This is a genomic window from Bacillus sp. LB7, from assembly GCF_030449715.1.
Taxonomy (GTDB): Bacteria; Bacillota; Bacilli; order Bacillales; family Bacillaceae; genus Bacillus; species Bacillus paralicheniformis.
Genome location: NZ_JASGCA010000001.1, coordinates 225193 through 248932, shown reverse-complemented (window position 1 = coordinate 248932; position 23740 = coordinate 225193). Strand labels below are relative to the sequence as shown.

Below are 23740 nucleotides of genomic sequence, written 5' to 3'. Positions count from 1 at the left end.
TCGAATGTTTCAACCCGTTTATTCTCATGATCTCCTCGATTGATATACCGCTATCCTTGCTGATTTTCCAGAGCGTGTCCCCTTTTTGAACAGTTACCGCACCGCTCATTGTCCCGGTGTTTTGATGAACGTGGACAGCATTTTGCCGGAGCGCTTCTTCACGAAGCACTGTCAGCGGATTGATTGCATATCTTTTATCTTCAGTCCATGAACCGTGATGCATTTCAAAATGCAGGTGGGTTCCGGTCGATATTCCCGTATTGCCGATGATTCCGATTTGCTCGCCTTTTTTCACCAGTTCTTTTTCCTTTTTCAGGCGTTTGCTTAAGTGGGCATAAACGGTTTCATATCCGTTGTCATGTTTGATAAATATCACGTGGCCGTAGGAGTCCGATTGATACGATTTGCTTACCGTTCCGTCTGCGGCAGCCGCTACAGCCTCCCCTTCGGGAGCAGCGATGTCAATCCCCTTATGCTTTCCGTCTCTCGTCCCGAATTGATCTGTGATCTCCCCTTTAATCGGTTCAATCCACTCTGAAGCTGCCGCCCCCGGTGCGGTGACGAGAAACGCAAGCCCCGAAAGCCATGCGATCGCGAACAGGAAGTTTTGATGTCTGAGTATCTTCAAGGTTTTCCATATCCTCCTATTACAAGCATCTGCGGTAAAATTCCCCCTATTCGGAGACAGCTTAGTATACTTCCAAATCAATACATTTTATACATCAAAAAAAGACTCCTCTCAGGGAGTCTTTTAGCTTTCTATCGTTATCGGATTCGGTGCGTACGGAACCTGTACAGATTTCGACAAGTCATAGGCGCCGACCTTGGTTGTGGATGCATTTTTAAATTTCACTTTTGTGAACCCGAAATCTTTGGCGGTCAATAGAAGGCCTTCCACCATCAAGACGTCTTCAGGTTTATTTTCAATATTCGCGGAGGAAGAAAATTGAATGATCAGTTCTTTTCCATTCTTTTGGATATCTTCAATCTGCGTATCATCGGATAGGATGGGTTGTAAATGAGTGCTGCTTTCTTTATTTTTCATCATCTTTATCGCTTCCTGCACCGTTTCGTAAGATTCGCTTGAAGGTGCAAGGAACCGGCGTCCGTCAGAGCTTTCATATAAATAGTAGCCTTTTTGCGTCTGATGCATAATCGCCATATCGGCGAGCATTCCAAATGATTCAAATTCAACGCCGGATTTATCATCGGAAATAAACAAAACAGAATCATACGAACCCCATTTAAAGGTTTCATTGATCACATTTTTCAGCCGTTCGAAATCTTCCACTGAAAGCTCCGGTATTTTTTCATTTACTTGAATCGTCAGTTTTTTACCGTTTTTCTGTTCTTTGAACTTCACCTGATCAAGATAAGCTGTATCAAATGATGTAAATTGGTCCACTTTAAGCCGGCTGTAGGCGTGAAGCGCATCTTCAAGATTCGTCATGCTTATGCTTTTCTCAAGACTTATCGGGACAACGACAGACTTGGACTCATCAAGGAAAGCGAAGGTGATATAGTCGTCTTTTTGACTCTGGGAGACGACAAACGTATTTGCAGGTTCAGACTGGGCAGCATCAGCCTCCGTCTGCACCAATTTTCCGTCAGATGAAATGTTTGCGTCGGCGCTGTTTTGAGATCTGATCTGTTCGATTAATTGAGGAGTGATCAGCATCAGAAGAAAGAGAACCAAAACTGTAGCAGCAAATGCGCCGACCCGTTTTTTCGGTGATTTACGCTTAGGTGCGAGAATCAGCTTTTGATAGATCTGATTTGCCGAACGATTATCCTTAACCGTTGGAAGTTGGCTTAGTAACGCCTTCAGCCGTTCTTCGTTCCATTCTGACTTCTTCATTCTTTGGATCCTCCTTCAAAAGCTCCATCTGTTTACGAAGCACTTTCAGACCGCGATGCTGAGTGGTTTTTACCTTGCTTTCGGAAAAATTTAAGGCTTTTGCCGTTTCACTGATCGAATACCCTTGGATAAACCGCAATACGATAACCGATCTTTGATCAAGCGTACACTTGTCAAGGGCCTCGAAAATTTCCTTCAGGTTTTCATTCTGCATTACGATGTCCTCAGGCAGAGGCTTGCGGTCTTTTACATCTTGTTTCTCCCAGTCAAACGTCCCCAAAATCCGCTGGCGGATCGTCTGCTGCTTTCTGAACCAGTCGATCGCAACGTGCCGCGCAATCGAAAGAAGCCAGGTTTTTTCACTGCTTCTGCCTTCAAATGTTTCATAAGAATGCAGGACGCGGATGTATACTTCCTGAACTAAGTCTTCTGCCTGGTTTTTGTCTTTTACCATATAAAATAAAAACTGAAATAAATCCTGATGATACTGATCATATATTTTCTGAAAGGTTTCTTCCACCTGAAACCCCTCCGTTCAATTTATTGTCGTTTGTCAATCTTAAAAAGTTACATTACAACTATTACAACTATATTACGAACATATGAAAATGGAAAGAGGGTTTTACTAAAGTTAAGGTTAATTTTAACTTAACAAGCATAAAAGCACCTGTTCTAAATGAACAGGTGCCAAGCTTCTCACTGAGCTGTGTCCGAATACTCATAATCGGAACGTTCCTTAAGACGGATCCTTTGAAATGGCCTGATTTTCATCCGTTTATGACTTTAAGTCCAATTGTTGGCGAAGTTTTTTGGAAATCGCCTTTCTCTTTTCGTCAGTCACCAGGTGATACCATAAGCCGTCAACTTTTTTATCTTCACCCTCAATTTCTATCTGTTTAATATCCTTGGCAGCTTCTTTATAAGAATGTTGAATATCGATCATCTTGTCCAGTGTTAAGTTTGTTTTGATGTTTTTTTCTAATGCTGTCAAAATCTCTTGATAGTTTGTTAATGATTTTAATTGGGCACCTTCATGAATAATTTCGTTGATGATCTCACGCTGCCGCTCTTGGCGTCCAAAATCACCGCGGGGATCGTCTTTTCTCATCCTAGCATATGTCAAAGCAGTTTTGCCGTCAAGATGCTGCTTCCCTTTTGACAGATGCGCGCCTTCAAGGGTGAAATCAATTTATAGTGATTGATTAAAAATGCCTGGTTTACATAGACGATACTGTTTTTTTTCAGTTCGACTAAATCAGATGTTACAATTTTTTCATTACTCGACCAAATCACGTTCTTAACCGTGTGATTGAGCACAAGGAAAGAGAGAGAAAAAATCAGAAAAAAGCCAACAATAAACTTGCCCTTGATGGTCCGTAACACTCTCTACTCCTCCTGCTTCTCGAATTTATATCCGATGCCGAACACCGTTTTAATCAAGTCGCTTGCATCAAGCTTTTTGCGGAGTCTTTGAATATGGGTATCAACTGTGCGGGTGTCACCGAAAAAATCGTATCCCCAAACGAATTCCAAAAGCTCTGAACGCGTAAAAACTTTTCCCCGATGGTCAACCAAAGTCATCAGCAGATCATATTCTTTAGGAGTCAATTCGACGGCTGATCCGTCTTTTTTCACCAGTCTTTCACCCGGAACGATCACAATATTTTTAAACCGGATCTCATCCTCTTTTTCCGTTTCCCGTTCGTTCACATGATAGGCTTGTTCCAGACGCCGAAGGATCGTGCGGATTCTCGCGACAACTTCGCGCAGATCAAACGGCTTTGTAATATAGTCGTCGGCCCCGAATTCCAACCCGAGTATTTTATCCGTGATATCTGATTTGGCGGTGATCATCAGGATCGGAATATTATAGCTTTCGGTCACTGTTTTGCAAATATCCAATCCGCTGCAGTCAGGCAGCATCCAATCGAGCAGCAGAAGATCAGGTTTGAACTGATCTAATTCCCTCATGCCTGAGGAGCCGTTATTGACCGTGCACGTTTCAAAACCTTCGGACGTCAGCCCGTATGAAAGCAAATCAGCAATTGCTTCATCATCTTCAATAATCAGTATTTTGGTTTTATCCATAAAGTCATCATTCATTCCCTGTTTCAAGCTTATTTTTCTAAAAATCTCTTTTGTTCCTCGCATCCTTCTATAGAGATGATACATAAATCTAAACCAACATTTGACTTTCCGCAATTGGATCGCTGGCGGGCTATAAGGCGCAGAAAAAATGAACGGCCTTTTATAATGATCAGAACGGGTCCATATCCGGTTTTTACTATGACAAAGTTTCCGGTTATCCCAAATTCTTCATCGATGATCATCTGTCTTTTGGAATTCCCACTCTTTTAACGGCAACAAAGGCAAAAACGTTTCAGGATAAGCAGACATTTTACAAATTGGATACATTTTGTTCTCAAATAACGGAGCACCTGTTCTGCATGAACAGGTGCTCTTTGTTTCTTATGGAACAAGATTGTTCGTCAAATTTGGCCATCATCCTGCTTATTTCTTGGAATGTAAAACGTGAAGGAAGTCCCTTCGTTCAGCATGCTGTGGACGGTGATCGATCCGTTGTGTGCATCGACGATGTTTTTGACGATCGCAAGTCCGAGGCCCGTCCCGCCTTTTCCTCTCGTCCTTGCTTTATCCGCCTTGTAAAAGCGTTCAAAAATAAACGGCAGGTCCTCTTCGGGAATGCCGCTGCCCGAGTCTTTCACGGCGATCTTCAGCCCGCTTTGCGCTGACTGCACATCGACATGTACGGTGCCCCCGGCATTTGTATGGCGGATCGCGTTGTCTATCAAGTTTGTTAAAACCTGCTCCATTTTGTCCGGGTCAAACACAAATTTGGCTTCATGCAGATCAAGATTGTGAGAAAGCGTAATCTCTTTGTCCCCGGCCACTCCGTAAAACTTCCTGAACACCCTCTCGAAAAATTCGCGGAGCTCCACCGGTTCAACGTTTAAGGAAATATGGCCCGCCTCCATTCTGGCAAGGTCCAGCAAATCATTCACAAGCCTTCCCATTCGTAAAGACTCGTCATAGATGACCTGCGCGATTTCCTTTTTTTCTTCCTCAGAGCTTGCAATGTCGTCAACGATCGCTTCGCTGTACCCTTGAAGCATCGAAATCGGTGTTCTCAGCTCATGGCTGACATTGGCGATAAAGTCTTTTCTCAGCTTATCAAGCCGTCTTTCCTCCGTCATATCCCTCAACACGGCGACCGCTCCGCGCACATGTGACTGATTGTACAGCGGACTCATGAGCAGCACCCATGTTCTGCCTTGCAGGGTCATTTCAATCATCTGTTCCTTCTCCGTGCTGACGGTGTTTTGAAAAAGCTCGCGCGCTTCAGGAGGCAGTTCATGGCCTTCTTTTACATTCATGTTCTGCTCATAATACCAAGCCTGTAAAAAGCGTTCTGCCGGAGGGTTAGTCACAAGGATCGTCCCGTCGATATTGATGGTGATCACGCCATCTGCCATACTGCTTAATATATTCGACAAATGCTCCTTTTCCTGATTGAGCGCCGTAATATGGAACTTCAGCTGGCGCCCCATTTGGTTAAAGGCAATCGCCAGCTCGCCGATTTCATCCTGGGTCAGAATCGGAATTTTCGTATCAAACTTCCCTTTTGCCAAATCCTGTGCACCTTGCCGCATTTTTCTGAGCGGGTAGGTAATCCGGCTCGACAGGAAGAAAGCGAAAATCGTCGTTAACACAATCGCAATTGCAGCGGCAAAGAGAATATACCTTGTCGTATGCTGTGTCGTATCTTTCACGGCAAGAAGCGACTGAGAAAGAAACACCATGCCTTCATCTTCGCCTTTCCCGTACGGTACACCGACAATCAGCTGATCGTTCTTTTGATTGGAGATGACCGTCCGCTTCTGCACTTTTTGATGCTTCTGAAGCGCTTCGTTCAGATCGGGATCATTTTTAATATCTTTTAATGTAATGGAAGCCACTTTTTGATTTTCCCGCGGTGAATCCCAATATTCATTCTCATTTTTGATAACGGTAATGCTCGTCAGTTCATCGGCAAGCTCCCATGTAATCGATCTGGCTGTCTCCTGGTCTTTATGGTTTTCCATGATGACGGCCACCTTGCTGGCGAGCTTTGTCAAATCAGCTTCCGCTTCATCAACATGGTAGTTTTCAATAAACTCAAGCAGAAAGAACGTAAGGATAAATAAGACAAATGAAACCAAAAGCAGTATGGTAAACCACAGTTTACCGACTACGCTCTTCCAAAACTTCATTCGTTTCCGACCTCAAATTTATACCCGACACCCCATACTGTTACGATTTTTTTCGCAGCTTTCGGCGAGACTTTGTTCAATTTTTCACGTAGACGTTTAACATGGGTGTCGACCGTTCTCAAATCACCGAAAAACTCGTATTGCCATACTTCCTTCAGCAGCTTTTCACGATCGTATACTTTATCAGGGGTTTTGGCCAGGAAGTAAAGCAGTTCATATTCTTTCGGCGTCAGGCTGACTTCGGTTCCGTCCGCCATAACTCTGTGTGCATCGTGATCAATGGATAAGTGAGAAAAAACAAGAACATTTTTTGCCGTTGTATCTGTATTCAGGTAAGAGGTTTGCGATGATCTTCTCAAGAGCGCTTTGACTCTCAGCACCACTTCCCTCGGACTGAAAGGTTTTACAATATAGTCATCGGTTCCGACTTCAAAGCCCTGCACCCGGTTCGCTTCTTCGCCTTTCGCCGTCAGCATGATGATCGGAGTGGCTTTTTTGTCGCGTACTTGGCGGCATACTTCAATGCCGTCTGTTCCGGGCATCATCAAATCGAGCAGGATTAAATCGTAATCGTTGCCCAGGGCTTTATCGATGGCTTCGTCGCCATTCTCGGCTTCCTCGATCTTATAGTTTTCCCTTTCCAGGTACATTTTTAAAAGTCGTCTGATTCTTGCCTCATCGTCTACTACTAATATTTTTGTCTCTTTCGTCTGTTCCATCGTAAACCTCCTGATTTGAATCTTCTTACATTCATTTTATTAGAAAAGCGATTGTAAGCCAAGCTAAGAATGGCCTTTCCGCACTTTAAAACGATAAGCTGCGGAAGGCCCGGCGAAAAGCCCGGACCTTCCTGCACCGCACGGATCATGCATAAGAGTGAAGTCCGGCGATGACAAGGTTTACAAAAATAAGATTAAACATAATAATGGCAAAACCGATGACGGCGAGCCACGCCGATTTTTCGCCGTGCCAGCCTCTTGAAAGCCTGAGATGCAGATAAGCTGCATAAAACAAAAATGTAATCAGCGCCCAGACTTCTTTCGGATCCCAGCCCCAGAATCTGCTCCATGCCAGCTGTGCCCATATCATCGCGAAAATAAGCGCGCCAAGCGTAAAAACCGGAAAGCCGATCGAAACGGAGCGATAGCCGATTTCATCGACAAGGTCAAGGTTCACATTTTTCACGAGCGGCTGAAGAAGCTGACTGATGCGTTTTCTGATGATCAGCCTGATGACACCGTAAAGCAATGCGCCGGTTCCAAACGACCAGAGAACCGTATTCAGCTTCCGGCCTGAAAAAATAGGCGGCACATTGACAAACGGCTCCATTCTCTCCTCTGTTAAAAGTTCGCCTTTGTTCGGTCCGATCAGAGCGGGAAGCTCGTAACTCATGACGTCTTCCTGGTTGTCTTTATCAATCCACTTGAACTTCGCTTCATAGCCCCCAATGCGGAATGAGGTCGTGACAAGGATAAACGCGAGCGTTGTCACAAGCATAAACATGACAAATTCGAGCCAGAACGTTTTTTTGCCCGGCTGTGACTGATCCACATGCTTGAGCAGAAAGATCACGCCGGCGACAAAGCTGATGGCGAGAATCGCCTGTCCGAGAGCTGCAGTCGTGACATGAATATAAAGCCAGTTGCTTTGAAGCGACGGAATCAGCGGTGTGATATCGGTCGGAAACATGCTGGCATATGCGATTAACAGCAGGACAACAGGCAGTGTAAACAGACCCAAAGCAGACAGCTTGTAAATAAAGTAGATGATGATGAACGCCAGAACGAGCATCATGCTGAAAGCCGTTGTGAATTCAAAAAGATTGCTGACAGGTGCGTGTCCGGAAACGATCCATCTCGCAATAAAATATCCAAACTGGCATACAAATCCGATGATCGTGATCAATACTGCGATCGACGCCCAGCGGTTCTTCTTCTTCCGGTCTGAAGCCTTGCTCCTGATGGAGCCGCCAAAAAAGAAGACCGCTGAGAGATACAAAAGAAATGCCGCGTACAATAAATTGCCGCTTAACTCTGCCATGAAAACCCCTCCCTATGCTGGCCGTTTATTTTTTTCCTTTGACAGTTCTTTTTGATCGGCCGGTTCGGATATCCCCGTATCCTCAAGTACGGCCTTCAAGTCCTGCTTCAGCCCGTACCAGTTTTTGTTCGTATGTCCGGCGACGAGCACATGCCCATCCAGCGTTCTGAGCCAGATCCTTCTGTGGTGCCAGTACATCCCCTGGATGACGCCGATCATAAAGATGGCGCCGCCGACCATGAGCACCCATAAAGTCAAATCTTTTCTAATGGTGAGGCCTGAGAGATTTTTCGTTTCGACGTGGTCAAACTTCATCTTATATTTATTGTCGTCAGAACCTTCGATTGTTTCCTGAATCGCAACGAAACTCTTTTCTCCTTTAGGCTTATCCGGGGCGGTGATCTGGAATACAAAAGCCGGATTGTTCGGATTCCTCGTTTTCGTGCTCGGCTCTCCGTCTTTGTTAAAATAAAAGTCCGGCAGGTAGCTTGCAATATGAACTTTGTAACCGTTGCCAAGATCATATTCCGGTTTCGGCTCCAAGAGGTCGATTGCCACTTTGCCGAAAGATTTCCCGCTGTCTTTTTCAATCAGCTGAAACACCATTTTGTCGAGCTCGCCTTCCTTGTAAGTCAGCTGATAGAGTGCATATGAACCGAATTTCAGCGGGTCATTGACCCTGATCTTGCCGCTTTTCACTTTCTTCAATTCAGGCGCTTCACCCGGCAGGCTGTCATTTTTTCTTTCATACAGTTCAACATCGGTTTGATATGTTTTTGCGACAGTCCCGTCACCCGCTTTAGTAATCGCCTCTGAAAATACGTCTTTTTCTTTTTCACTGTCGTACATTTCTTTTGTAAACCGGTTGTTTTTCAAGTAGTAATGGCCGTCAGTTCCCGGGATGGGCACGGTCTCCCCTTCCCTGATCCAAAGGGTTTCGTCGACATACATGCCCGGAACAAATCTGAGCATGACCCCGATGAGGAATATGATCAGCCCGATATGGTTCACATATGGGCCCCACCTTGAAAAACGGCCTTTTTCCGCAAACAGGTTGCCGTTTTCTTCTTTGACGCGGTATCGTTTTTTCTTCAGTTTACCGACGATTTGCGATCTGGTGTCTTCAGACATGTCCGCTTCCGTCCGGCTGAAAAGGCGCTGCCTCTCCATAAAGTTCGGATTTCGCGTGACGCCCTGATTTTTCAGCGCCCTGTACAAAGGAACGACCCGGTCAAGACTGCAGATCACAAGCGATATGCCGATTGAGGCAACCAGAATAATAAACCACCATGAACCGTAAAGATTGTGAAAACCGAGAGCATAATAGATTTGTCCGAGAAGCCCGTATTGTTCGCTGTAGTATGTATCAGCCTGCGCACCCGGCGGCAGGAACATTTCCTGCGGGAAAATCGTTCCAAAAGCAGATGCTGTCAGCGTAATGACGATCAGCCAGACGCCGACCTTCACAGACGAAAAGAAGTTCCATATTTTATCTACGATTGTTTTGTTATATGTTTGAGAGCGTCTCGCACTTCCGTCATACCGCATGTCAAGGAGTTTGGCATCCTGTTTGACGAGCGGCTTTCCGCACGATTCACACAAAACGGTACCCGTCGGATTCACATGGCCGCATTCGCATTTGATTTCTTTCATCATGACGATCCCTCTGGTTTGATCATATTCATATAATCATGGATCATCCGTTCTGTCATCGTTCCAGACACGACCTTGACAACCTCTCCGTCAGGGTTGATCAGAAACGTGGTCGGCAGCGGTGTGACATCGTAGGCGTTCAGAACCTGCCTGTCTTTATCAAGCACAACCGGAAAATTGACGCCGTAGTCTTTCATAAAGTTTCGGACGGCAAGGTTTGATTCGCCGACATTGACGGCGACGATTTCAACCCCTTGATCCTTAAACACTTTGTATTGATTCGCCATGTAAGGAAATTCTCTTTTGCATGGTTCGCACCATGTTCCCCAAAAGTTTAAAAATACCCCTTTGCCTTTTAGCTCGTCCAGTTTGAGACGGTTGCCGTCAACATCCTCCAGCGAAAAATTGGGAGCTTTTTCCCCCACCGCCACACTCTCCGTCTTTTGAAACACGGCGCTGTACAGCGTGTAGCCAAGCGCTGCAAGCAGCACAAGGAGGATGCCTGTCCGAATGTAAAAACGCTTTTTTTTCATAATCCGCCCCCTCATTTAGACATTCAGTATCATTATATCATCTCATGACTGCCTGCCATTTGCCTTTTTTGAAGGTTGTGTGAAAATTTAGAAAGCCGCTTTACCGTGTTCGGCCAATGCCCTGAGCCTTTTCACTTCATGAGGCGTGAGCTCTCTTTTTTCCCCGGTTTTCAAGCCCGCCAGGTTCAAAAAAGCGTACTCTTCCCTTTTCAGCTTGAGCACTTCGTGTCCGATGGCTTCAAACATTCTTCTGACCTGACGGTTTCGCCCCTCATGGATCGTGATTTGGACGATGCTTGTCTGCTTTTTCTTATCGAGTGACAAAAGCTTCACTTTTGCCGGAGCTGTCTTTCCTTCCTCAAGGCGTACGCCCCGCTCAAGTTTTTTTAAATTCTCCTTTAAAGGAATGCCTTTCAGCTTTGCCACATACGTTTTATTAATTTCGTATTTCGGGTGCATCAATTTATTAGCGAAGTCCCCGTCATTCGTTAACAATAAGAGGCCGCTTGTGTCATAATCAAGCCTTCCGATCGGATAGATCCGCTCTTCCACTTCTGTGAAAAAGTCGGTCACAACTTTCCGGCCTTTGTCGTCTTTGACTGCTGATATAACCCCTCTCGGTTTATACAGGAGAAAATAAACGGGTTCTTCGCTTTCGAGCTGGACGCCGTTTACCTCAATCCGGTCGGAGCTTGATACTTTGACGCCGAGCTCTCTGACGGTTTTGCCGTTGACCGTGACTCTCCCTTCTTTTATAAGTTCCTCCGCCTTCCGCCTTGATGCAATACCGGCGTGGGCGATTACTTTTTGAAGTCGTTCCATATCTTTCACCTCATGTATTATCTTACTTTTTTCCAGACTAACAAACAAGTTTGCGGGCGCCTTCTTCCTTAGGAAAGAAGCACTCCGCCCTTAAATGTATCCTTTCTCACGTCAAAAGTAAAACAGTTTTGGCAGAAAAGCAAAAAAGCGCCTCTTGATCAGGCGCTTCCAAACAGCAATGTTACAATAATCACAGACGCAATAATTCCCGCTAAATCAGCAAGCAGTCCCACTTTTAAAGCATCCCCCATTTTCTTGATTCCGACCGCGCCGAAATAGACGGTCAAAACATACAGCGTCGTGTCTGTCGATCCCTGCATGACAGAGGCCAGCCGGCCGATGAACGAATCGGGTCCGTAAACTGCGATCAAATCGGTCGTCATGCCGAGCGCCGCCGTTCCCGAAATCGGCCGGATCAGAGCCAGCGGAACCACTTCCGTCGGAATTCCCACGGCGGAAAACACCGGCTTTAAAAGATTCATAAAAAAATCGAGCGCCCCTGAAGCACGGAAAACGGTGATCGCGACAAGCATACCGACCAGATAAGGGATAATGGAAAACGCAATTTGGATTCCTTCCTTCCCTCCCTCAACAAACGCTTCATAAGTCGGAACTTTTTTGAATGTGCCATACAGCAGAATCGTGGCGATGATAAACGGGATAAGGGCCAGAGAAAGCCAATTGATGAATTCCAAATGCTCACCCCTTCTTTTTTCTTCTATAATAAAAGTATCGGTCAATGAAGATCGCAAAGATCCCCGATATTAAAGTCGCCAAAATGGTCGGCCCGACGATGTCTGTCGGCGCCTTTGCATCATATGTCATCCTGACCGCGATGACGGTCGTTGGAATCAAGGTAATGCTTGACGTATTGACCGCCAGAAAAGTGATCATTGAGCGGCTCGCTTCCCTGCGGTTCCGGTTGAGCGCCTTCATCTGTTCCATCGCTTTAATGCCGAGCGGTGTCGCCGCATTGCCCAATCCAAAAAAGTTGGCCATTAAATTGGATAAAATATAACCCATCGCCGGATGATCCGGAGGGATCTCGGGAAACAGCTTTGAAATGAACGGCCGGCACAACCTGCTGAATTTTTCGAGAAGCCCGGATTGTTCGGCGATTTTCATCAGCCCCAGCCAAAAAACAAGGACGCTCATCAGGCCGATCGAAATCGTGACGGCTTCCTTCGAACCTTTAAATACGGCTTCATTGACTTCCTGAACCGTTCCGTTGAAAAGCGCAAACACCAGACCGATCACCGTTAAGCCGACCCAGATTATATTGACCATGATGAACCGCCTGCCGCTTTTTGGAATACGGATTGAAAGGTCTCGAAAAACGATTTTTTCGGCTTTTTGTTGCGTTCGTTTTCATAATAGATCGGTACGCTTGCAATCGTTTTTCCGTTGAACATGACGTTCATTTCCCCGATGATGTCCGGGATTTCTTTTTTGTTTTTACGCCACGATTTTTTCGGTTTAAGAAGCTCGATGTCAACCTTCACGTCTTCTTTTTCATCTTCGTTTAACAAATATGTGACATCCCGTTTAATAAAAGCTTTATTCCCGTAAAAAGAGTCTTTTAATTTCGGAACCTCGCCTTTTTTGGCGATGATATATGTTTTGTAGTGGCCGTATACATAGTTGAACATGTTCATATGATCATTCCAGTCGTCAGGGGCATTGATGGTGACGGCGATCAAATCAGTTCCGTCTTTCGATGAAGTGGAGACGAGCGTGCGCTTCGCCAGCTTGGTATATCCCGTCTTCCCGCCTGTACTGTATTCGTAAAGCCCTGTTAAAAGCTTGTTTTTATTTCTCCAGATGCCTTGCATCGTTTCTGCCTTATAGCGCTTCGTTCCGACGATTTTTTGGTACGTTTCGTTTGTCATCGCATATTTCGTCAAAAGCGCCATATCATAGGCCGAGGAATAGTGGTCAGGGTGGTCATCGAGTCCGTGCGGATTGCGGAACAGGGTGTTTTCCATGCCGAGGTCGGCCGCTTTTTGATTCATCATGTAGACAAAGCCTTCCAGGCTTCCGCCCACATGCTCGGCAATCGCAACGGCTGCGTCATTTCCCGATCTCAGCATCAAACCGTAAACAAGGTCCTTCAGTTTCACCTTTTGCCCGCTTGTCAAATAGATCGATGATCCTTCCGTTCTGACCGCTCTGTCGCTGACCGTGACCGTTTCATCCAATTTGCCCGATTCTACGGCCAAAATGGCTGTCATAATCTTCGTAATGCTTGCAATGCGCCGTTTTTCATGCTCATCCTTCGCAAACAATACCCGTCCGGATTGCCCGTCCATGACAATCGCGCTTTTTGCGCTGACATGAAGGGAAGGCTGTGCTTCAGCGATTTGGTATGAAGAGCATAAAAGAGAGCATATGATGATGGCTGCTGCAGCCTGTTTTAGAAAAAAGCGCATTTTCTCTCACGTCCTTGTGGTTGTTTGTACAAGTTTATGCGCTTGTCTTTCCGTTATGAACACCAATTGGATGATTCTCCGAGAAAAATCTAAAAGCAACTTAAAAACTCCCCCTTTCATGAAAGGGGGAGTTCCGGCTCACGGTTCATTTTAAGCTATGATCTCGGTTGAACCATCTTCATCCGATAGTCAGTCGCATAGTATTCCAATTCTTCTCTCATCGATTGATATTCTGTTTCAAGCGAAGCCATCAATTTTTTTAATGAGGCCGGCGCTGGTTCGTGAAAGCAAATGGCGTTTTTTCCCGTGTAGGCCGCTCTGCTGTCTTCGTACCAAGTATCTTTTTTCGGTGTAAAAAATTCTTCTATGCATCGATGATAGATCTGATAGAGCGTCCTTTCGGCGGCAGCGTCCTGAAAAGGATTCTGCTGCAGTCTGATTCGGCAGGCCAGAAGCCCTTCTTCACAGTAAACCGCCAGCTTTCTCAAGTTGCTGAGGACATCGCGATAATAATCTCTGCTCCCGGGCTCTTCGGCTTCAAGGGATGAGAGCGTCGTTTCGTTTAAATAATCGCTCAGCGTCTGAACGGTCTGTGCTAAAAATTCGCCTGCCTGCTCGGTTTGGGCTCTTGCCATAGATTTTCCCATTGGTGTCGGCACCCTCTCCTCATCGCTTTGTTACAATCGTATTCTTTAATGAAATTAAACATAAAAAATACGATAATATATATTATCATACTTCGGTCCTTAAGGTGAGTCTATTTTAAATCTTCGAACGTCTGGTTAAAGTTCTCAAAGAACAGATCGGCTTCTTCCTGAACCCCGTCTTCTTCTACATTTTCGGGCAGCGGCGGAAGTTCTTCAAGCGTTTTTAAGCCGAATTGTTCAAGGAATGTTTCGGTTGTACCGTACAAGATTGCCCGGCCCGGTCCGTCCGCCCGGCCTACTTCGCACAACAGCGCTTTTGCGACAAGGCTCTGGAGAATCCGTTCAGATTTGACCCCTCTGATCTCCTCGACTTCCGCTCTTGTAATCGGCTGCTTATATGAGACGATGGCCAAAACTTCGAGGGCAGCCTGAGAAAGCCCTTTTGAAGGGGCTTCAATCAGCTTTTTCAAATAGACGGCGAATTCTTTTTTGGTCGAAAGCATGTACGTATCCGCGTACTCGACAAGCTCGATGCCCCTGTCATCTTTTTCATAGGTTTCTTTGACATCAAGCATAATATCCTGAAGCTCGGCTTCTTCGATCTCCAAAACGGATAATAGCTGTTTTTTTGTCAGGCCCTCGTCGCCGGCGGCATACAAAAGCGCTTCGACAATGGCTTTCCAATTCACGATATCAAGCGTCATGAATCGCTTCACTCCCTGTTATGTAAATGTCTGAAAAGTTGTGTTCCTGTTCAATGATGATCAGCTGGTTTTTCATCAGCTCCAAAATCGCCAAAAACGTCACAACGAGATGCTCTTTCTGTTCGTACGGGAACAGTTCCATAAAATGCATCCTTTTACGGGACGATTTCAAACAATCGACGATTTGCGTCATTCGTTCTTCTATCGGTATTTCCTGTCTTGAAATTCTAGTTTCAGACGGCCGGCTGATTTTTTTGCGGTTCAGCACCTTTTGAAACGCCCCGAGCATGTCGTAAACGGTGACGGACAGCTTTTGCTCGCTGAGTTTGATTTCCTTGGCGTAGTCGCTTAAATCGCTCGGCGGCTTCGCGAATGCTTTTTGCCGCTCTTCCTCGCGCTCCTTCAAATTTTGCGCGGCACTTTTGTATTTTCTGTACTCTATTAATTTTTCAATCAATTCTTCTCTCGGGTCCTCTTCCTCCTCGAGAAACTCTTCGTCAAACAGCTCCTCTTCCTGCTTTGGAAGGAGCATTCGGCTTTTAATGCTGAGAAGGGTCGCAGCCATCACCAAATATTCGCTGGCCACGTCGAGCTCAAGTTCGCGCATCGTATGCACATATAATAAATACTGCTCGGTTATCTTCGCAACAGGTATGTCATAAATGTCTATTTCAAGGCGGTTGATTAAGTGCAGCAGCAGATCCAGCGGCCCTTCAAACGCCTCGATTTTCACCTGATATTCCATGTTCATTTCTCACCATTTTCAAAATCGCTTCTAAGCCGGCTAAAACTGGCTACCCTTTAGTATAAATTACGCGTCTGCATGAAGTCCAATATAATTTAAGAAGCTTTGGCATTCGCCTATACGATTTGAGCGTATGCTGCATAAAATACTGTGTAAAATCTTAAACCTGAGGAGGGAACAACATGGGAGGTAAAGGCTTCGGCTACGGCGGAGGATTTGCTTTGATTGTCGTTCTGTTTATTTTGTTGATTATTGTAGGAGCGGCATGGATCTATTAACATAAAAATGAGAAGCGTCCGTTACCCGGGCGCTTTTTTCATAGCTGGATATATCAGCCGTTTTTCCTCCGTTCCGTTCTTATGATACACTTTAACGGAAACTTAAAGGAGGATGTCAGATGTATCCCCAAGCTTATATCGATTACCTGGCCGAATTCCACGGGGCAAGGGATTATTTTGAATGCCACGAAATTTTAGAGGACCATTGGAAAAAAGACCCTCCCGGCGAGCGGAAATCATACTGGGTCGGGTTGATTCAGCTGGCTGTCGCACTCTATCATCAGCGGAGAAACAATTTTGCCGGCGCAGAGAGATTAATGGCGAACAGCATCCGCATCCTGGCGGCCGAAAAAGACGCAGTCGAATCGCTCGGATTGGATTACAGCCGCTTCATCAAGCTGTTAAGGAAGACTTACCAAAAAATTAAAGCCCATTCTCCTTATGAAAGCATCATGCTTCCGATCACAGATGAAGCTTTGATCAAAGCATGCCGGAAACAATGTGAAAAAAGGTCGTATGAATGGGGAGCAAACGATGCACCGGACGCCTTCATCATCGATAAACACCTGCTGAGAGACCGGACTGAAGTGGTTGCCGAGAGGGAAAAACAAATCGAACGGCGAAAAAAGAGCAGAGGCTAGTAGCCTCTGCTCATTGGTTATATGTGATGTCTTCATTTTCGTGATCCTGACAGCGCGCAAAGAATCCTTTAGTTAATTCATTCGGAACCAGCGGTTTAGGTGCAAACATTTGCGAAATGGCCGACACCATTTTTTTGCCGATTCCTTGATGACGGTGAGACGGGTTTACACTGATATGCTTGATCTCGACTTCTTCTTCTCTTTTCTCTACTCCTACACAGCCGACAATATCCTCGCCTTCTTTCCATAGGAACAGCTGCCTTTCAGTGTCCGTTTCATAGTCTTTAATTGTCTGCTGAAGCTGCTTGACGTCCTTCTCATTCGGCATAAACGAAAGGAGCCCCATCGCAATCTTTTCGAATGACTTTTTATAACGAATTAACATAAATACCCCTCAATATATCAAAATGTGGATCTAACGAAGGCTAGTCGCTTCACATCACATTATAAACATTTTTATAACCTTTTTAAACTCTTTTTCGGTAATTATTGAAGCGACCGGGTCAGGTTCGCCATTTCAATCGCTGCCGCGGCAGCTTCTGCACCTTTATTTCCGGCTTTTGTTCCGGCGCGTTCTACCGCCTGCTCGATCGTGTCTGTCGTCAATACGCCGAAGATCACCGGAACGCCTGTTGACATGCTGCTCGCCGCAATCCCCTTTGCCGCTTCATTGCAGACATAGTCATAGTGGCTTGTCGCTCCTCTGATGACCGTGCCAAGTGTAATCACGGCGTCGTATTTTTTCGTTTCAGCCATTTTTTTGGCGATCAGCGGAATCTCGAATGCGCCGGGAACCCAGGCGACATCAATATCATCAGCTTTGACCCCATGTCTCAACAGCGTATCTTCTGCACCGCTTAGAAGTTTGCTTGTAATAAAATCGTTGAACCTTGACACAACGATCCCAATTTTCAAATCTGTTCCAATTACATGACCTTCTATTTTATTCATATGAATCCCGTCCTTTTTTGTGATTGATTTTAGTTTAAAAATGAAGCATATGCCCCAATTTTGATTTTTTCGTTTTTAAGTACTTTTCATTATCTTTTTTTGTCTCCATCTGCAGCGGCACCCTGTCTGCGATCGTCAGTCCGTAGCCTTCGAGACCGGCAATCTTGCGCGGATTGTTCGTCAGCAGCTTCATTTGTTTCACGCCGAGGTCTCTTAAGATTTGGGCGCCGATCCCGTAGTTGCGAAGATCCGGGAGAAAACCGAGCTTTTCGTTAGCCTGCACGGTGTCATATCCTTCTTCCTGCAGCTTGTAAGCTTTCAGTTTATTGATTAAGCCGATTCCTCTTCCTTCCTGTCTCAAATACAGGAGCACGCCCCGGCCCGCTTGTTCGATTTGCGCGAGCGCGGCAGCAAGCTGCGGGCCGCAGTCGCAGCGGTAAGAGCCGAAAACATCGCCCGTCAGGCATTCTGAGTGTACGCGGACAAGGACAGGTTCGTCTCCGAAAGGTATATCGCCTTTGACGAGTGCTATATGTTCCTTGTCATCGATTTCATTTGTATAGCCGTAAACCTTGAATGTGCCGAATTCGGAAGGCAGCGTAATCTTCACTTCTCGGTTGATCAGCGTTCCCTTGCTGTAGCGGTATTCGATCAAATCTTTAATCGTAATCATTTTCAAGTCGTGCTGGACGGCTATTTTTTTGAGTTCGGGAACCCTTGCCATCGTGCCGTCTTCATTCATGATTTCGCAGATGACACCGGCAGGCGCGGATCCGCACGCCTCCGCAAGGTCAACGGCCGCCTCCGTATGTCCGGCTCTTTTTAAAACGCCGCCTGTTTTCGCAATTAAGGGGAAAATGTGCCCCGGTCTTTTAAAATCGCCCGGAAGCGCGTGATCATCAATCAGCGACATGACAGTCAACGACCGCTCCTGAGCGCTGATCCCCGTCTTTGTATCGCGGTGATCCACACTGACCGTAAATGCCGTGTGATGAGAATCGGTATTTTCGTCCACCATCGGATGGAGGTCAAGCCGTGAAGCGATCTCTTCATTAAGCGGCGCGCAGATCAACCCCCTTCCGTGCGAAGCCATAAAGTTGATCACTTCAGGTGTTGCGTATTCTGCCAGCGCAACGAAATCGCCTTCGTTTTCCCTGTCCTCGTCATCGACCACGATGATGACTTTTCCTTGCTTCAAATCGCGTATCGCTTCTTCAATTGTGTGAAACATAGGCGCTCAGCCTCCTTTCATTTAAAACCCGTTTTCTTTAAAAAATGATTCAGTCAATGGTTTTGCCTGTTTGTCTTGTTTTGTTTGGTGGAGAAACCGGTAAATGTATTTGCCGATCATATCGCACTCGATATTGACGATGCTTCCGGGCTTTTTTTCCGAAAAAATCGTTTCATCCAATGTGTGCGGGATAAGCGAGACTGTTACTTGATCTTCCGTCAGTCCAAAAATGGTGAGGCTGACGCCGTCTACGGCGATCGAACCTTTTAACACAAGCATTTTGGCCAGTGAAGGGTCAAGTTTTAAATCATAGTATACGGCGTTAGCCGCTTTTTCTATGCGCACGATAGACGCAGTGCCGTCGACATGCCCCGACACCATATGCCCGCCGAAGCGGCCGTTTGCCGCCATCGCCCGTTCAAGATTGACGCGGCTTCCTTTTTTTAATGTGCCGAGTGATGTTGCTTTCAGCGTTTCAAGCATGACATCCGCCGTGAAACTGCCGGAACCGAACTCATTTACGGTCAGGCAGACTCCGTTGACAGCAATGCTGTCGCCAAGCTTCACATCTTCGGTCACTTTGCTGGATTGGATGACTAAAGACATGGCGCTTCCCGCCTTTTTCATGTCTAAAATCGTTCCGACTTCTTCAATGATGCCTGTAAACATATGCCACCGCCTTATTCTTTTATCGGTTTTGCCGCCAGCTTTATATCCTGGCCGATTTTGGTAATGGTTGTGAAATGCAGTAAGGGGACATCTTTCATCGATTGAAAGCCTTCACCGGAGAGGATGCTGGGAGATTGCAGCCCTCCGATTAATTTAGGGGCAAGATAGAAGATCATTTGCTGATAGAGTCCTTCTTTGACGAAGCTTGCGTGAACCGTCGCACCACCTTCGACAAAGACTGAAGCGATTCCTCGGTCTGCAAGGTGCAGAAGCACGTCGCGCACCGGAAGTTCATCCGCATCCAGCACGGTTACCTGTACACCTTCTTTTTCCAGGTTACGAACCCTTTCGGGATCTGCCTTGGACGTCGTGTAAATCCAGGTTTCCGCTGCTTTATCCTGAATGACTTTTGACTGAAGCGGGATTGACAGCGTCGTATCGAGAACGACACGCACCGGCTGATTCACTGCACCGGGGAGACGGCATGTCAAACTCGGGTCGTCTGCTTTTATTGTGCCCGATCCAACTAAAATACTCTGGTGGTTTTTTCGGTATTGGTGAGCGTCCATCCGCGCTTCTTCAGAAGTAATCCATTTGCTGTCGCCTGTTGCGGTAGCGGTTTTGCCGTCAAGGCTGGCAGCTGCTTTTAATGTCACATACGGAAGGCCTGTCCGCATAAAATGCATGAACTTTTCGTTCAGCTCTTCCGCCTGTTCTTTGAGAACGCCTGTTTCGACCTCGATCCCGGCGCTTCTCAGCATCCCGATTCCTCTTCCGGAAACGAGCGGATTCGGATCTTCGGCTGCCACGACTACCCGCTTCAAACCGGAACGAATAATCAGTTCCGCGCAAGGAGGGGTTTTGCCGTAATGGCTGCACGGTTCAAGCGTCACATAAATGACGGCTCCTTCCGCATGGCGGCCTGCCATTTGAATGGCGTGCACTTCTGCATGCGCTTCGCCGTATTTTAAATGAGCCCCCATCCCGACCACTTCACCGTCTTTGACGACAACGGCTCCGACAAGCGGATTGGCCCCTGTCTGACCTTCGCCCTGCTTCGCAAGCTCCAATGCAAGATTCATATAATGCGCATCTGTCATGAATTTCCCTCCCTTCTTCCAAAAAAATAACCCCGGATGTCGATCCGGGGGTTTGTTTTTGTGCATGAGAAATAAAACTATGCATCATCATAATTTTTCACATAGTCTCTTCATCCTTCTCCCATCCAGACTTTCACTGTCGGCTTCAGCTTCTCACTGAATCCACCGCTTTGCACGAAGCACAGCGGGTCACGGGCTCTAAAGCTGTCTCTCGCTTTATTACCGCCGGTCGGGATTTTCACCCAGCCCCGAAGGATACAATCGATATTTACTTGTCCTTATGCGTAATTATAGCCGCCGTATATTAAAATTGCAATGAAAACTGCTTGCACAGAAAAACCCTCTGTTTCTCAGAGGGTTTTTAATCTGCCACCTTGACGACTTTGATTAATCCGTCGATTCTGTTGGCATTAGAGAAGTAGGCCTTTACTTTGTCTCCTTCTTTAATGTCGGACAGATCCTGGTTGAGATTTTTCGCATTAAAAATGATCTTCGTTCCGTTATCTGATACCCCGTGGTATTCAGTGCCGTCAATTTTGGTGATCTTATATTGATAAATGGTATAGTTCTTTTCCTCAGATGAGACGGTTTGGCTGAGCGCCGTTGAGACATCTTGAACGCTTCCGTTTTTTAAATAATAAAAGCCTCCGGCCAGTACGGCAGCCAAAACGAGCAGAACCGTGAGCTTGAATCTTATTTTCCCCATGATCAAAACCTCCAGAACACGTTCTGAACTATCCTATGTTTATTTCCTGTGAATGATGAAATAAAACATGTTCGATTCAGACGGAAAATATGTGGTTTTTAAGTATAACGCAATATGAAGGGAAATCGTTTCATATACAGACGAAATACTACTTATAACCTACGAATGTACATTCTGGTTTAGGGGTGCATGTGAAAACAAGCTTGAAAATTGAGTCCAAATAACTATGTTTTAAGAAACCGTTTGTTCTGGTTTCTTCGCTTTATGTTTCGCTGTAAAAGTCGTTTCGGATGGCAATAACAGACTGATTTTTAAAATACTCGCTGTCTTTCGTTTTGGCCCAGGCGAGCAACTTCACATGTTCGGAATGGAACAGGGCCTCGTGATGGGGCGAGCGAGCAGCAGCCGCGCCGAGTCTGTGCTTGATACCGCGCACGAACTTCCAATATTGATAGAAAGGCAGTTTTAATTTTGTCATAAATCCTGCCGAGTCTTCAATCACATATCCTTCCTCTTCAATCGACGGGTCATTTGACACAGACAGATACCATTTATAAAAATCGGTCCACTGGTCAAAAGAAATGACTTTTTGCTAACATTCTACGCAAAATGTCTCCACAAAACAGAGGACATCTTCATACGGCAGCTTTTCATATTTCATCTGTCTTTTGACAATGTCGAGAAGGACAAGCTTATCCGATTTGCACTCGATAATGTGCGGATCTTTTTCTGGCAGCACGACTTCAAATACTAACGAAACATTGCGTTTTTTTACATATTCTTTTACATCCTCTATCTGAGATGCGTCAAACGTTTTGTGAAACAGCTCTTCCACACATTTCGCATGGCCGTCTTTTTGTCCGCTTGCCGATGTATAAGATTTTGAGGTGAAAACGAGCTCATCGGTTTCAGAATTGTAGCCGACCGTTCCCAAAAATCCATTCGCCTTATCATAAACAGTGACCGGAAAGCGCAGCGTGTTAACGAGAACATGCATTTTCGTCGTCAGGCGCTCATCGATGTTGAAAAATTTGTTGTAGCTTCTGCTGACGATTTCCTTGGTGTTTCTATTGATAAACAGCCCTCTTGCCTTCATGCTGACGCCGTCCCATTTTCTCTCCTGAAAAGCCTTCCTCGTAAAGTTAAAAGAGGAAATGCCGCCGGCTAATTTTTGCTCAGACACATAATCGTGTTCGTCCAAATGCTTTAGAAAATGGTCGACCGTCAGCTCCTCGTGTTCGTGATGAGAATCAAGCGAAGGAACGGACGTTTTAAACACATCATTTTTTATCTCATGTGTTTGAATTCCCGACCGATCGATGGTGACAACCCTTAAATGCCCGCCGTGCTCCACCTGCCCTTCCAGGTTATATGATTTTGCGGCTGCATGCACTGGAAGCCGGAACATGTTTCGGTGCCCGTGGATTTGAATGATGTTCCACCCTTCCATATTTTTTGTAAAGACATGGTCGATATCTGTCTCATATCCGCCGACACCGTTGATCAGCTGGCTGGTAGCCGTAAGCAGAAGGTTGTCAGGAAGCGCGGAAATGCCTCCGTGCGTGATGATGTAAGCATCTTCTCCATACGTGAAGTAGACAATTTGGTGGAAGCGCCTGGCCAGTTCCCTGATATCTTTTTTGTCAAAGCCTGCTTCGTCTAATTCCGGTTTTGTCTTCTTGTTGAATACGCTGCTTCTTGTCTCTTCATCATGCCCGTATTGCTTCAAGTATTTATCATGATTTCCTTCGAGCAAAATCACATTTTTACGATCTTTGATACTGAGCAGGAATTGAAGAACTTTTGCGTTTTCTATTCCTCTATCAAGCATATCACCTGTAAAAATATATAACTCGTCATCTTCGAGTCTGCCTTTCAAATAAGAATCCAGCACCGTAAAACAGCCGTGCACATCCCCGATCACATGTATTTTTTTGTAGCTGTCGAGCCGCCTCGGCTTATACTGCATCACATCGTCAAATTCTTCCGGCTTGATGACCGTTGTCCAGGAAGGCGCAGGTTCGGTTAAAATCCGCTCGTGCATGGCGTGGGCACCCGCTTATGCTCGGCCCTCTCCCGGTTTCTCAACAGAGCCGTCTCAAGCGGAATATCGGAAAAATCCACCACATACGCTCTGTAGCGATACTTTAAAACGAGAGTTTTATAGCTTGAAATCATGCTTGGTTTCGCATGGGTGGCATCAACGACGGTGAATTCCCCCCTTTCCATCCTTTCTTCAAGGAGGGTGAACAAAAGCTTCCATACCTTGCCGTCATTTTTTTGGGAAATGTCGTATTTCCCTTCCAAATTTAACACGGGTGACTGATGGATCAGCCTCAGCTGATCCGCAGAAAGCGTATATTGATTCAATTGATGATCCCTGATCCAGGTTGATTTTCCGGTGCCGGGGCAGCCTCTAAGCAGTACCAAAGTCCTCATGATTGATCTCCTTATTCAGTTCT

26 protein-coding genes, 3 pseudogenes and 1 riboswitch are annotated in these 23740 nt (G+C 45.9%); of the genes and pseudogenes, 2 read left to right on the top strand and 27 right to left on the bottom strand.

Annotation, left to right across the window (positions count from 1 at the left end):
* Window positions 1-7: 7 nt before the first annotated feature.
* From QMZ64_RS01205 to QMZ64_RS01120, 18 genes and pseudogenes are all read right to left on the bottom strand, one after another.
* Window positions 8-628 (bottom strand): annotated as a pseudogene (locus QMZ64_RS01205) (peptidoglycan DD-metalloendopeptidase family protein); the annotation flags it as partial.
* A gap of 123 nt (window positions 629-751) precedes the next feature.
* Window positions 752-1858: an RsiX protein gene (locus QMZ64_RS01200; protein ID WP_243943393.1), complete on the bottom strand. Its 1107-nt coding sequence runs from the start codon at window positions 1856-1858 to the stop codon at window positions 752-754.
* The gene (sigX, locus tag QMZ64_RS01195) at window positions 1794-2378 is read right to left on the bottom strand and encodes an RNA polymerase sigma factor SigX (protein WP_003183073.1); all 585 of its coding nucleotides are present in this window, start codon (window positions 2376-2378) and stop codon (window positions 1794-1796) included. The genes QMZ64_RS01200 and sigX overlap by 65 nt, the downstream gene beginning before the upstream one ends.
* Before the next feature lie 255 nt (window positions 2379-2633).
* A pseudogene (locus tag QMZ64_RS01190) lies at window positions 2634-3047 on the bottom strand (LCP family glycopolymer transferase); the annotation flags it as partial.
* Window positions 3047-3241: pseudogene (locus tag QMZ64_RS01185) on the bottom strand (two-component sensor histidine kinase); the annotation flags it as partial. The pseudogenes QMZ64_RS01185 and QMZ64_RS01190, both read right to left, overlap by 1 nt.
* A 3-nt stretch (window positions 3242-3244) precedes the next feature.
* A complete protein-coding gene (locus QMZ64_RS01180) occupies window positions 3245-3946 on the bottom strand; it encodes a response regulator transcription factor (protein WP_243943382.1) in 702 nt (233 codons plus the stop codon).
* 401 nt (window positions 3947-4347) lie between these two features.
* Window positions 4348-6129 (bottom strand): ATP-binding protein, encoded by a 1782-nt coding sequence (locus QMZ64_RS01175; protein WP_243943380.1) that lies wholly within the window; start codon window positions 6127-6129, stop codon window positions 4348-4350.
* On the bottom strand, window positions 6126-6848 hold the full coding sequence (locus QMZ64_RS01170; protein WP_003183084.1) for a response regulator transcription factor: 723 nt from the start codon (window positions 6846-6848) through the stop codon (window positions 6126-6128). Before QMZ64_RS01170 ends, QMZ64_RS01175 begins: the two co-directional genes overlap by 4 nt.
* A gap of 145 nt (window positions 6849-6993) precedes the next feature.
* Complete coding sequence (ccsB, locus tag QMZ64_RS01165) at window positions 6994-8169, bottom strand: c-type cytochrome biogenesis protein CcsB (protein ID WP_265626518.1); 1176 nt, start codon at window positions 8167-8169, stop codon at window positions 6994-6996.
* A 12-nt stretch (window positions 8170-8181) separates the two neighbouring features.
* The gene (gene resB, locus QMZ64_RS01160) at window positions 8182-9822 is read right to left on the bottom strand and encodes a cytochrome c biogenesis protein ResB (RefSeq protein WP_265626516.1); all 1641 of its coding nucleotides are present in this window, start codon (window positions 9820-9822) and stop codon (window positions 8182-8184) included.
* On the bottom strand, window positions 9822-10358 hold the full coding sequence (gene resA / locus QMZ64_RS01155; RefSeq protein WP_265627789.1) for a thiol-disulfide oxidoreductase ResA: 537 nt from the start codon (window positions 10356-10358) through the stop codon (window positions 9822-9824). The genes resB and resA overlap by 1 nt, the downstream gene beginning before the upstream one ends.
* A gap of 84 nt (window positions 10359-10442) precedes the next feature.
* Window positions 10443-11177: a 23S rRNA pseudouridine(2605) synthase RluB gene (gene rluB / locus QMZ64_RS01150; protein WP_043054363.1), complete on the bottom strand. Its 735-nt coding sequence runs from the start codon at window positions 11175-11177 to the stop codon at window positions 10443-10445.
* A gap of 158 nt (window positions 11178-11335) precedes the next feature.
* Complete coding sequence (locus tag QMZ64_RS01145) at window positions 11336-11872, bottom strand: spore maturation protein (RefSeq protein ID WP_023857485.1); 537 nt, start codon at window positions 11870-11872, stop codon at window positions 11336-11338.
* A 4-nt stretch (window positions 11873-11876) separates the two neighbouring features.
* On the bottom strand, window positions 11877-12464 hold the full coding sequence (locus QMZ64_RS01140; RefSeq protein WP_020452005.1) for a nucleoside recognition domain-containing protein: 588 nt from the start codon (window positions 12462-12464) through the stop codon (window positions 11877-11879).
* Window positions 12452-13606, bottom strand: a complete 1155-nt coding sequence (locus tag QMZ64_RS01135; protein WP_265626513.1) for a D-alanyl-D-alanine carboxypeptidase family protein — start codon at window positions 13604-13606, stop codon at window positions 12452-12454. Before QMZ64_RS01135 ends, QMZ64_RS01140 begins: the two co-directional genes overlap by 13 nt.
* 155 nt (window positions 13607-13761) lie before the next feature.
* Entirely contained in the window at window positions 13762-14253 is a 492-nt protein-coding gene (locus tag QMZ64_RS01130) for a YpuI family protein (protein WP_265626511.1), read from the bottom strand.
* Between the two features lie 110 nt (window positions 14254-14363).
* Window positions 14364-14957: an SMC-Scp complex subunit ScpB gene (scpB, locus tag QMZ64_RS01125; RefSeq protein ID WP_265626509.1), complete on the bottom strand. Its 594-nt coding sequence runs from the start codon at window positions 14955-14957 to the stop codon at window positions 14364-14366.
* The gene (locus QMZ64_RS01120; protein ID WP_075754113.1) at window positions 14947-15702 is read right to left on the bottom strand and encodes a segregation/condensation protein A; all 756 of its coding nucleotides are present in this window, start codon (window positions 15700-15702) and stop codon (window positions 14947-14949) included. Before QMZ64_RS01120 ends, scpB begins: the two co-directional genes overlap by 11 nt.
* 182 nt (window positions 15703-15884) lie before the next feature.
* On the opposite strand from QMZ64_RS01120, the gene QMZ64_RS01115 reads away from it, so the two are divergent.
* Both QMZ64_RS01115 and QMZ64_RS01110 read left to right on the top strand, forming a co-directional pair.
* A complete protein-coding gene (locus QMZ64_RS01115; RefSeq protein WP_003183108.1) occupies window positions 15885-15980 on the top strand; it encodes a YjcZ family sporulation protein in 96 nt (31 codons plus the stop codon).
* Between the two features lie 119 nt (window positions 15981-16099).
* Window positions 16100-16621 carry a DUF309 domain-containing protein gene (locus QMZ64_RS01110; protein WP_265626506.1) on the top strand — a complete coding sequence of 174 codons (522 nt, stop codon included), beginning with the start codon at window positions 16100-16102 and terminating at the stop codon, window positions 16619-16621.
* A 10-nt stretch (window positions 16622-16631) separates the two neighbouring features.
* Here the strand turns inward: QMZ64_RS01110 and QMZ64_RS01105 are convergent, their stop codons facing one another.
* The 9 genes from QMZ64_RS01105 to QMZ64_RS01065 form a co-directional block, all read right to left on the bottom strand.
* Window positions 16632-17006 carry a GNAT family N-acetyltransferase gene (locus QMZ64_RS01105; protein ID WP_165427452.1) on the bottom strand — a complete coding sequence of 125 codons (375 nt, stop codon included), beginning with the start codon at window positions 17004-17006 and terminating at the stop codon, window positions 16632-16634.
* Between the two features lie 101 nt (window positions 17007-17107).
* On the bottom strand, window positions 17108-17572 hold the full coding sequence (ribH, locus tag QMZ64_RS01100) for a 6,7-dimethyl-8-ribityllumazine synthase (RefSeq protein ID WP_003183115.1): 465 nt from the start codon (window positions 17570-17572) through the stop codon (window positions 17108-17110).
* A gap of 34 nt (window positions 17573-17606) precedes the next feature.
* Window positions 17607-18803 carry a bifunctional 3,4-dihydroxy-2-butanone-4-phosphate synthase/GTP cyclohydrolase II gene (locus tag QMZ64_RS01095; protein WP_165427453.1) on the bottom strand — a complete coding sequence of 399 codons (1197 nt, stop codon included), beginning with the start codon at window positions 18801-18803 and terminating at the stop codon, window positions 17607-17609.
* 21 nt (window positions 18804-18824) lie between these two features.
* On the bottom strand, window positions 18825-19472 hold the full coding sequence (ribE, locus tag QMZ64_RS01090) for a riboflavin synthase (RefSeq protein ID WP_265626501.1): 648 nt from the start codon (window positions 19470-19472) through the stop codon (window positions 18825-18827).
* A gap of 11 nt (window positions 19473-19483) precedes the next feature.
* Window positions 19484-20572, bottom strand: a complete 1089-nt coding sequence (gene ribD / locus QMZ64_RS01085) for a bifunctional diaminohydroxyphosphoribosylaminopyrimidine deaminase/5-amino-6-(5-phosphoribosylamino)uracil reductase RibD (protein WP_265626499.1) — start codon at window positions 20570-20572, stop codon at window positions 19484-19486.
* A 109-nt stretch (window positions 20573-20681) separates the two neighbouring features.
* A riboswitch (FMN riboswitch) is annotated at window positions 20682-20832 on the bottom strand.
* A gap of 101 nt (window positions 20833-20933) precedes the next feature.
* Window positions 20934-21278 carry a hypothetical protein gene (locus QMZ64_RS01080; RefSeq protein WP_020452015.1) on the bottom strand — a complete coding sequence of 115 codons (345 nt, stop codon included), beginning with the start codon at window positions 21276-21278 and terminating at the stop codon, window positions 20934-20936.
* A 262-nt stretch (window positions 21279-21540) separates the two neighbouring features.
* Window positions 21541-21816 carry a hypothetical protein gene (locus QMZ64_RS01075; RefSeq protein ID WP_265626497.1) on the bottom strand — a complete coding sequence of 92 codons (276 nt, stop codon included), beginning with the start codon at window positions 21814-21816 and terminating at the stop codon, window positions 21541-21543.
* A 54-nt stretch (window positions 21817-21870) separates the two neighbouring features.
* Window positions 21871-23322, bottom strand: coding sequence for an RNA ligase (locus tag QMZ64_RS01070; protein ID WP_265626495.1), 1452 nt, complete (start codon window positions 23320-23322; stop codon window positions 21871-21873).
* A complete protein-coding gene (locus QMZ64_RS01065; protein WP_265626493.1) occupies window positions 23304-23717 on the bottom strand; it encodes an AAA family ATPase in 414 nt (137 codons plus the stop codon). Before QMZ64_RS01065 ends, QMZ64_RS01070 begins: the two co-directional genes overlap by 19 nt.
* Between the last annotated feature and the right edge of the window lie 23 nt (window positions 23718-23740).

What these genes read in the sequence shown, in the direction of transcription:
- QMZ64_RS01200 (WP_243943393.1), bottom strand. Translation starts at nt 1,858, where the DNA reads ATGAAGAAGTCAGAATGGAACGAAGAACGGCTGAAGGCGTTACTAAGC.
- QMZ64_RS01180 (WP_243943382.1), bottom strand. Translation starts at nt 3,946, where the DNA reads ATGGATAAAACCAAAATACTGATTATTGAAGATGATGAAGCAATTGCT.
- QMZ64_RS01175 (WP_243943380.1), bottom strand. Translation starts at nt 6,129, where the DNA reads ATGAAGTTTTGGAAGAGCGTAGTCGGTAAACTGTGGTTTACCATACTG.
- QMZ64_RS01170 (WP_003183084.1), bottom strand. Translation starts at nt 6,848, where the DNA reads ATGGAACAGACGAAAGAGACAAAAATATTAGTAGTAGACGATGAGGCA.
- ccsB (WP_265626518.1), bottom strand. Translation starts at nt 8,169, where the DNA reads ATGGCAGAGTTAAGCGGCAATTTATTGTACGCGGCATTTCTTTTGTAT.
- resB (WP_265626516.1), bottom strand. Translation starts at nt 9,822, where the DNA reads ATGAAAGAAATCAAATGCGAATGCGGCCATGTGAATCCGACGGGTACC.
- rluB (WP_043054363.1), bottom strand. Translation starts at nt 11,177, where the DNA reads ATGGAACGACTTCAAAAAGTAATCGCCCACGCCGGTATTGCATCAAGG.
- QMZ64_RS01140 (WP_020452005.1), bottom strand. Translation starts at nt 12,464, where the DNA reads ATGGTCAATATAATCTGGGTCGGCTTAACGGTGATCGGTCTGGTGTTT.
- QMZ64_RS01135 (WP_265626513.1), bottom strand. Translation starts at nt 13,606, where the DNA reads ATGCGCTTTTTTCTAAAACAGGCTGCAGCAGCCATCATCATATGCTCT.
- QMZ64_RS01130 (WP_265626511.1), bottom strand. Translation starts at nt 14,253, where the DNA reads ATGGGAAAATCTATGGCAAGAGCCCAAACCGAGCAGGCAGGCGAATTT.
- scpB (WP_265626509.1), bottom strand. Translation starts at nt 14,957, where the DNA reads ATGACGCTTGATATCGTGAATTGGAAAGCCATTGTCGAAGCGCTTTTG.
- QMZ64_RS01120 (WP_075754113.1), bottom strand. Translation starts at nt 15,702, where the DNA reads ATGGAATATCAGGTGAAAATCGAGGCGTTTGAAGGGCCGCTGGATCTG.
- QMZ64_RS01115 (WP_003183108.1), top strand. Translation starts at nt 15,885, where the DNA reads ATGGGAGGTAAAGGCTTCGGCTACGGCGGAGGATTTGCTTTGATTGTC.
- QMZ64_RS01110 (WP_265626506.1), top strand. Translation starts at nt 16,100, where the DNA reads ATGTATCCCCAAGCTTATATCGATTACCTGGCCGAATTCCACGGGGCA.
- QMZ64_RS01105 (WP_165427452.1), bottom strand. Translation starts at nt 17,006, where the DNA reads ATGTTAATTCGTTATAAAAAGTCATTCGAAAAGATTGCGATGGGGCTC.
- ribH (WP_003183115.1), bottom strand. Translation starts at nt 17,572, where the DNA reads ATGAATAAAATAGAAGGTCATGTAATTGGAACAGATTTGAAAATTGGG.
- QMZ64_RS01095 (WP_165427453.1), bottom strand. Translation starts at nt 18,803, where the DNA reads ATGTTTCACACAATTGAAGAAGCGATACGCGATTTGAAGCAAGGAAAA.
- ribE (WP_265626501.1), bottom strand. Translation starts at nt 19,472, where the DNA reads ATGTTTACAGGCATCATTGAAGAAGTCGGAACGATTTTAGACATGAAA.
- ribD (WP_265626499.1), bottom strand. Translation starts at nt 20,572, where the DNA reads ATGACAGATGCGCATTATATGAATCTTGCATTGGAGCTTGCGAAGCAG.
- QMZ64_RS01080 (WP_020452015.1), bottom strand. Translation starts at nt 21,278, where the DNA reads ATGGGGAAAATAAGATTCAAGCTCACGGTTCTGCTCGTTTTGGCTGCC.
- QMZ64_RS01070 (WP_265626495.1), bottom strand. Translation starts at nt 23,322, where the DNA reads ATGCACGAGCGGATTTTAACCGAACCTGCGCCTTCCTGGACAACGGTC.
- QMZ64_RS01065 (WP_265626493.1), bottom strand. Translation starts at nt 23,717, where the DNA reads ATGAGGACTTTGGTACTGCTTAGAGGCTGCCCCGGCACCGGAAAATCA.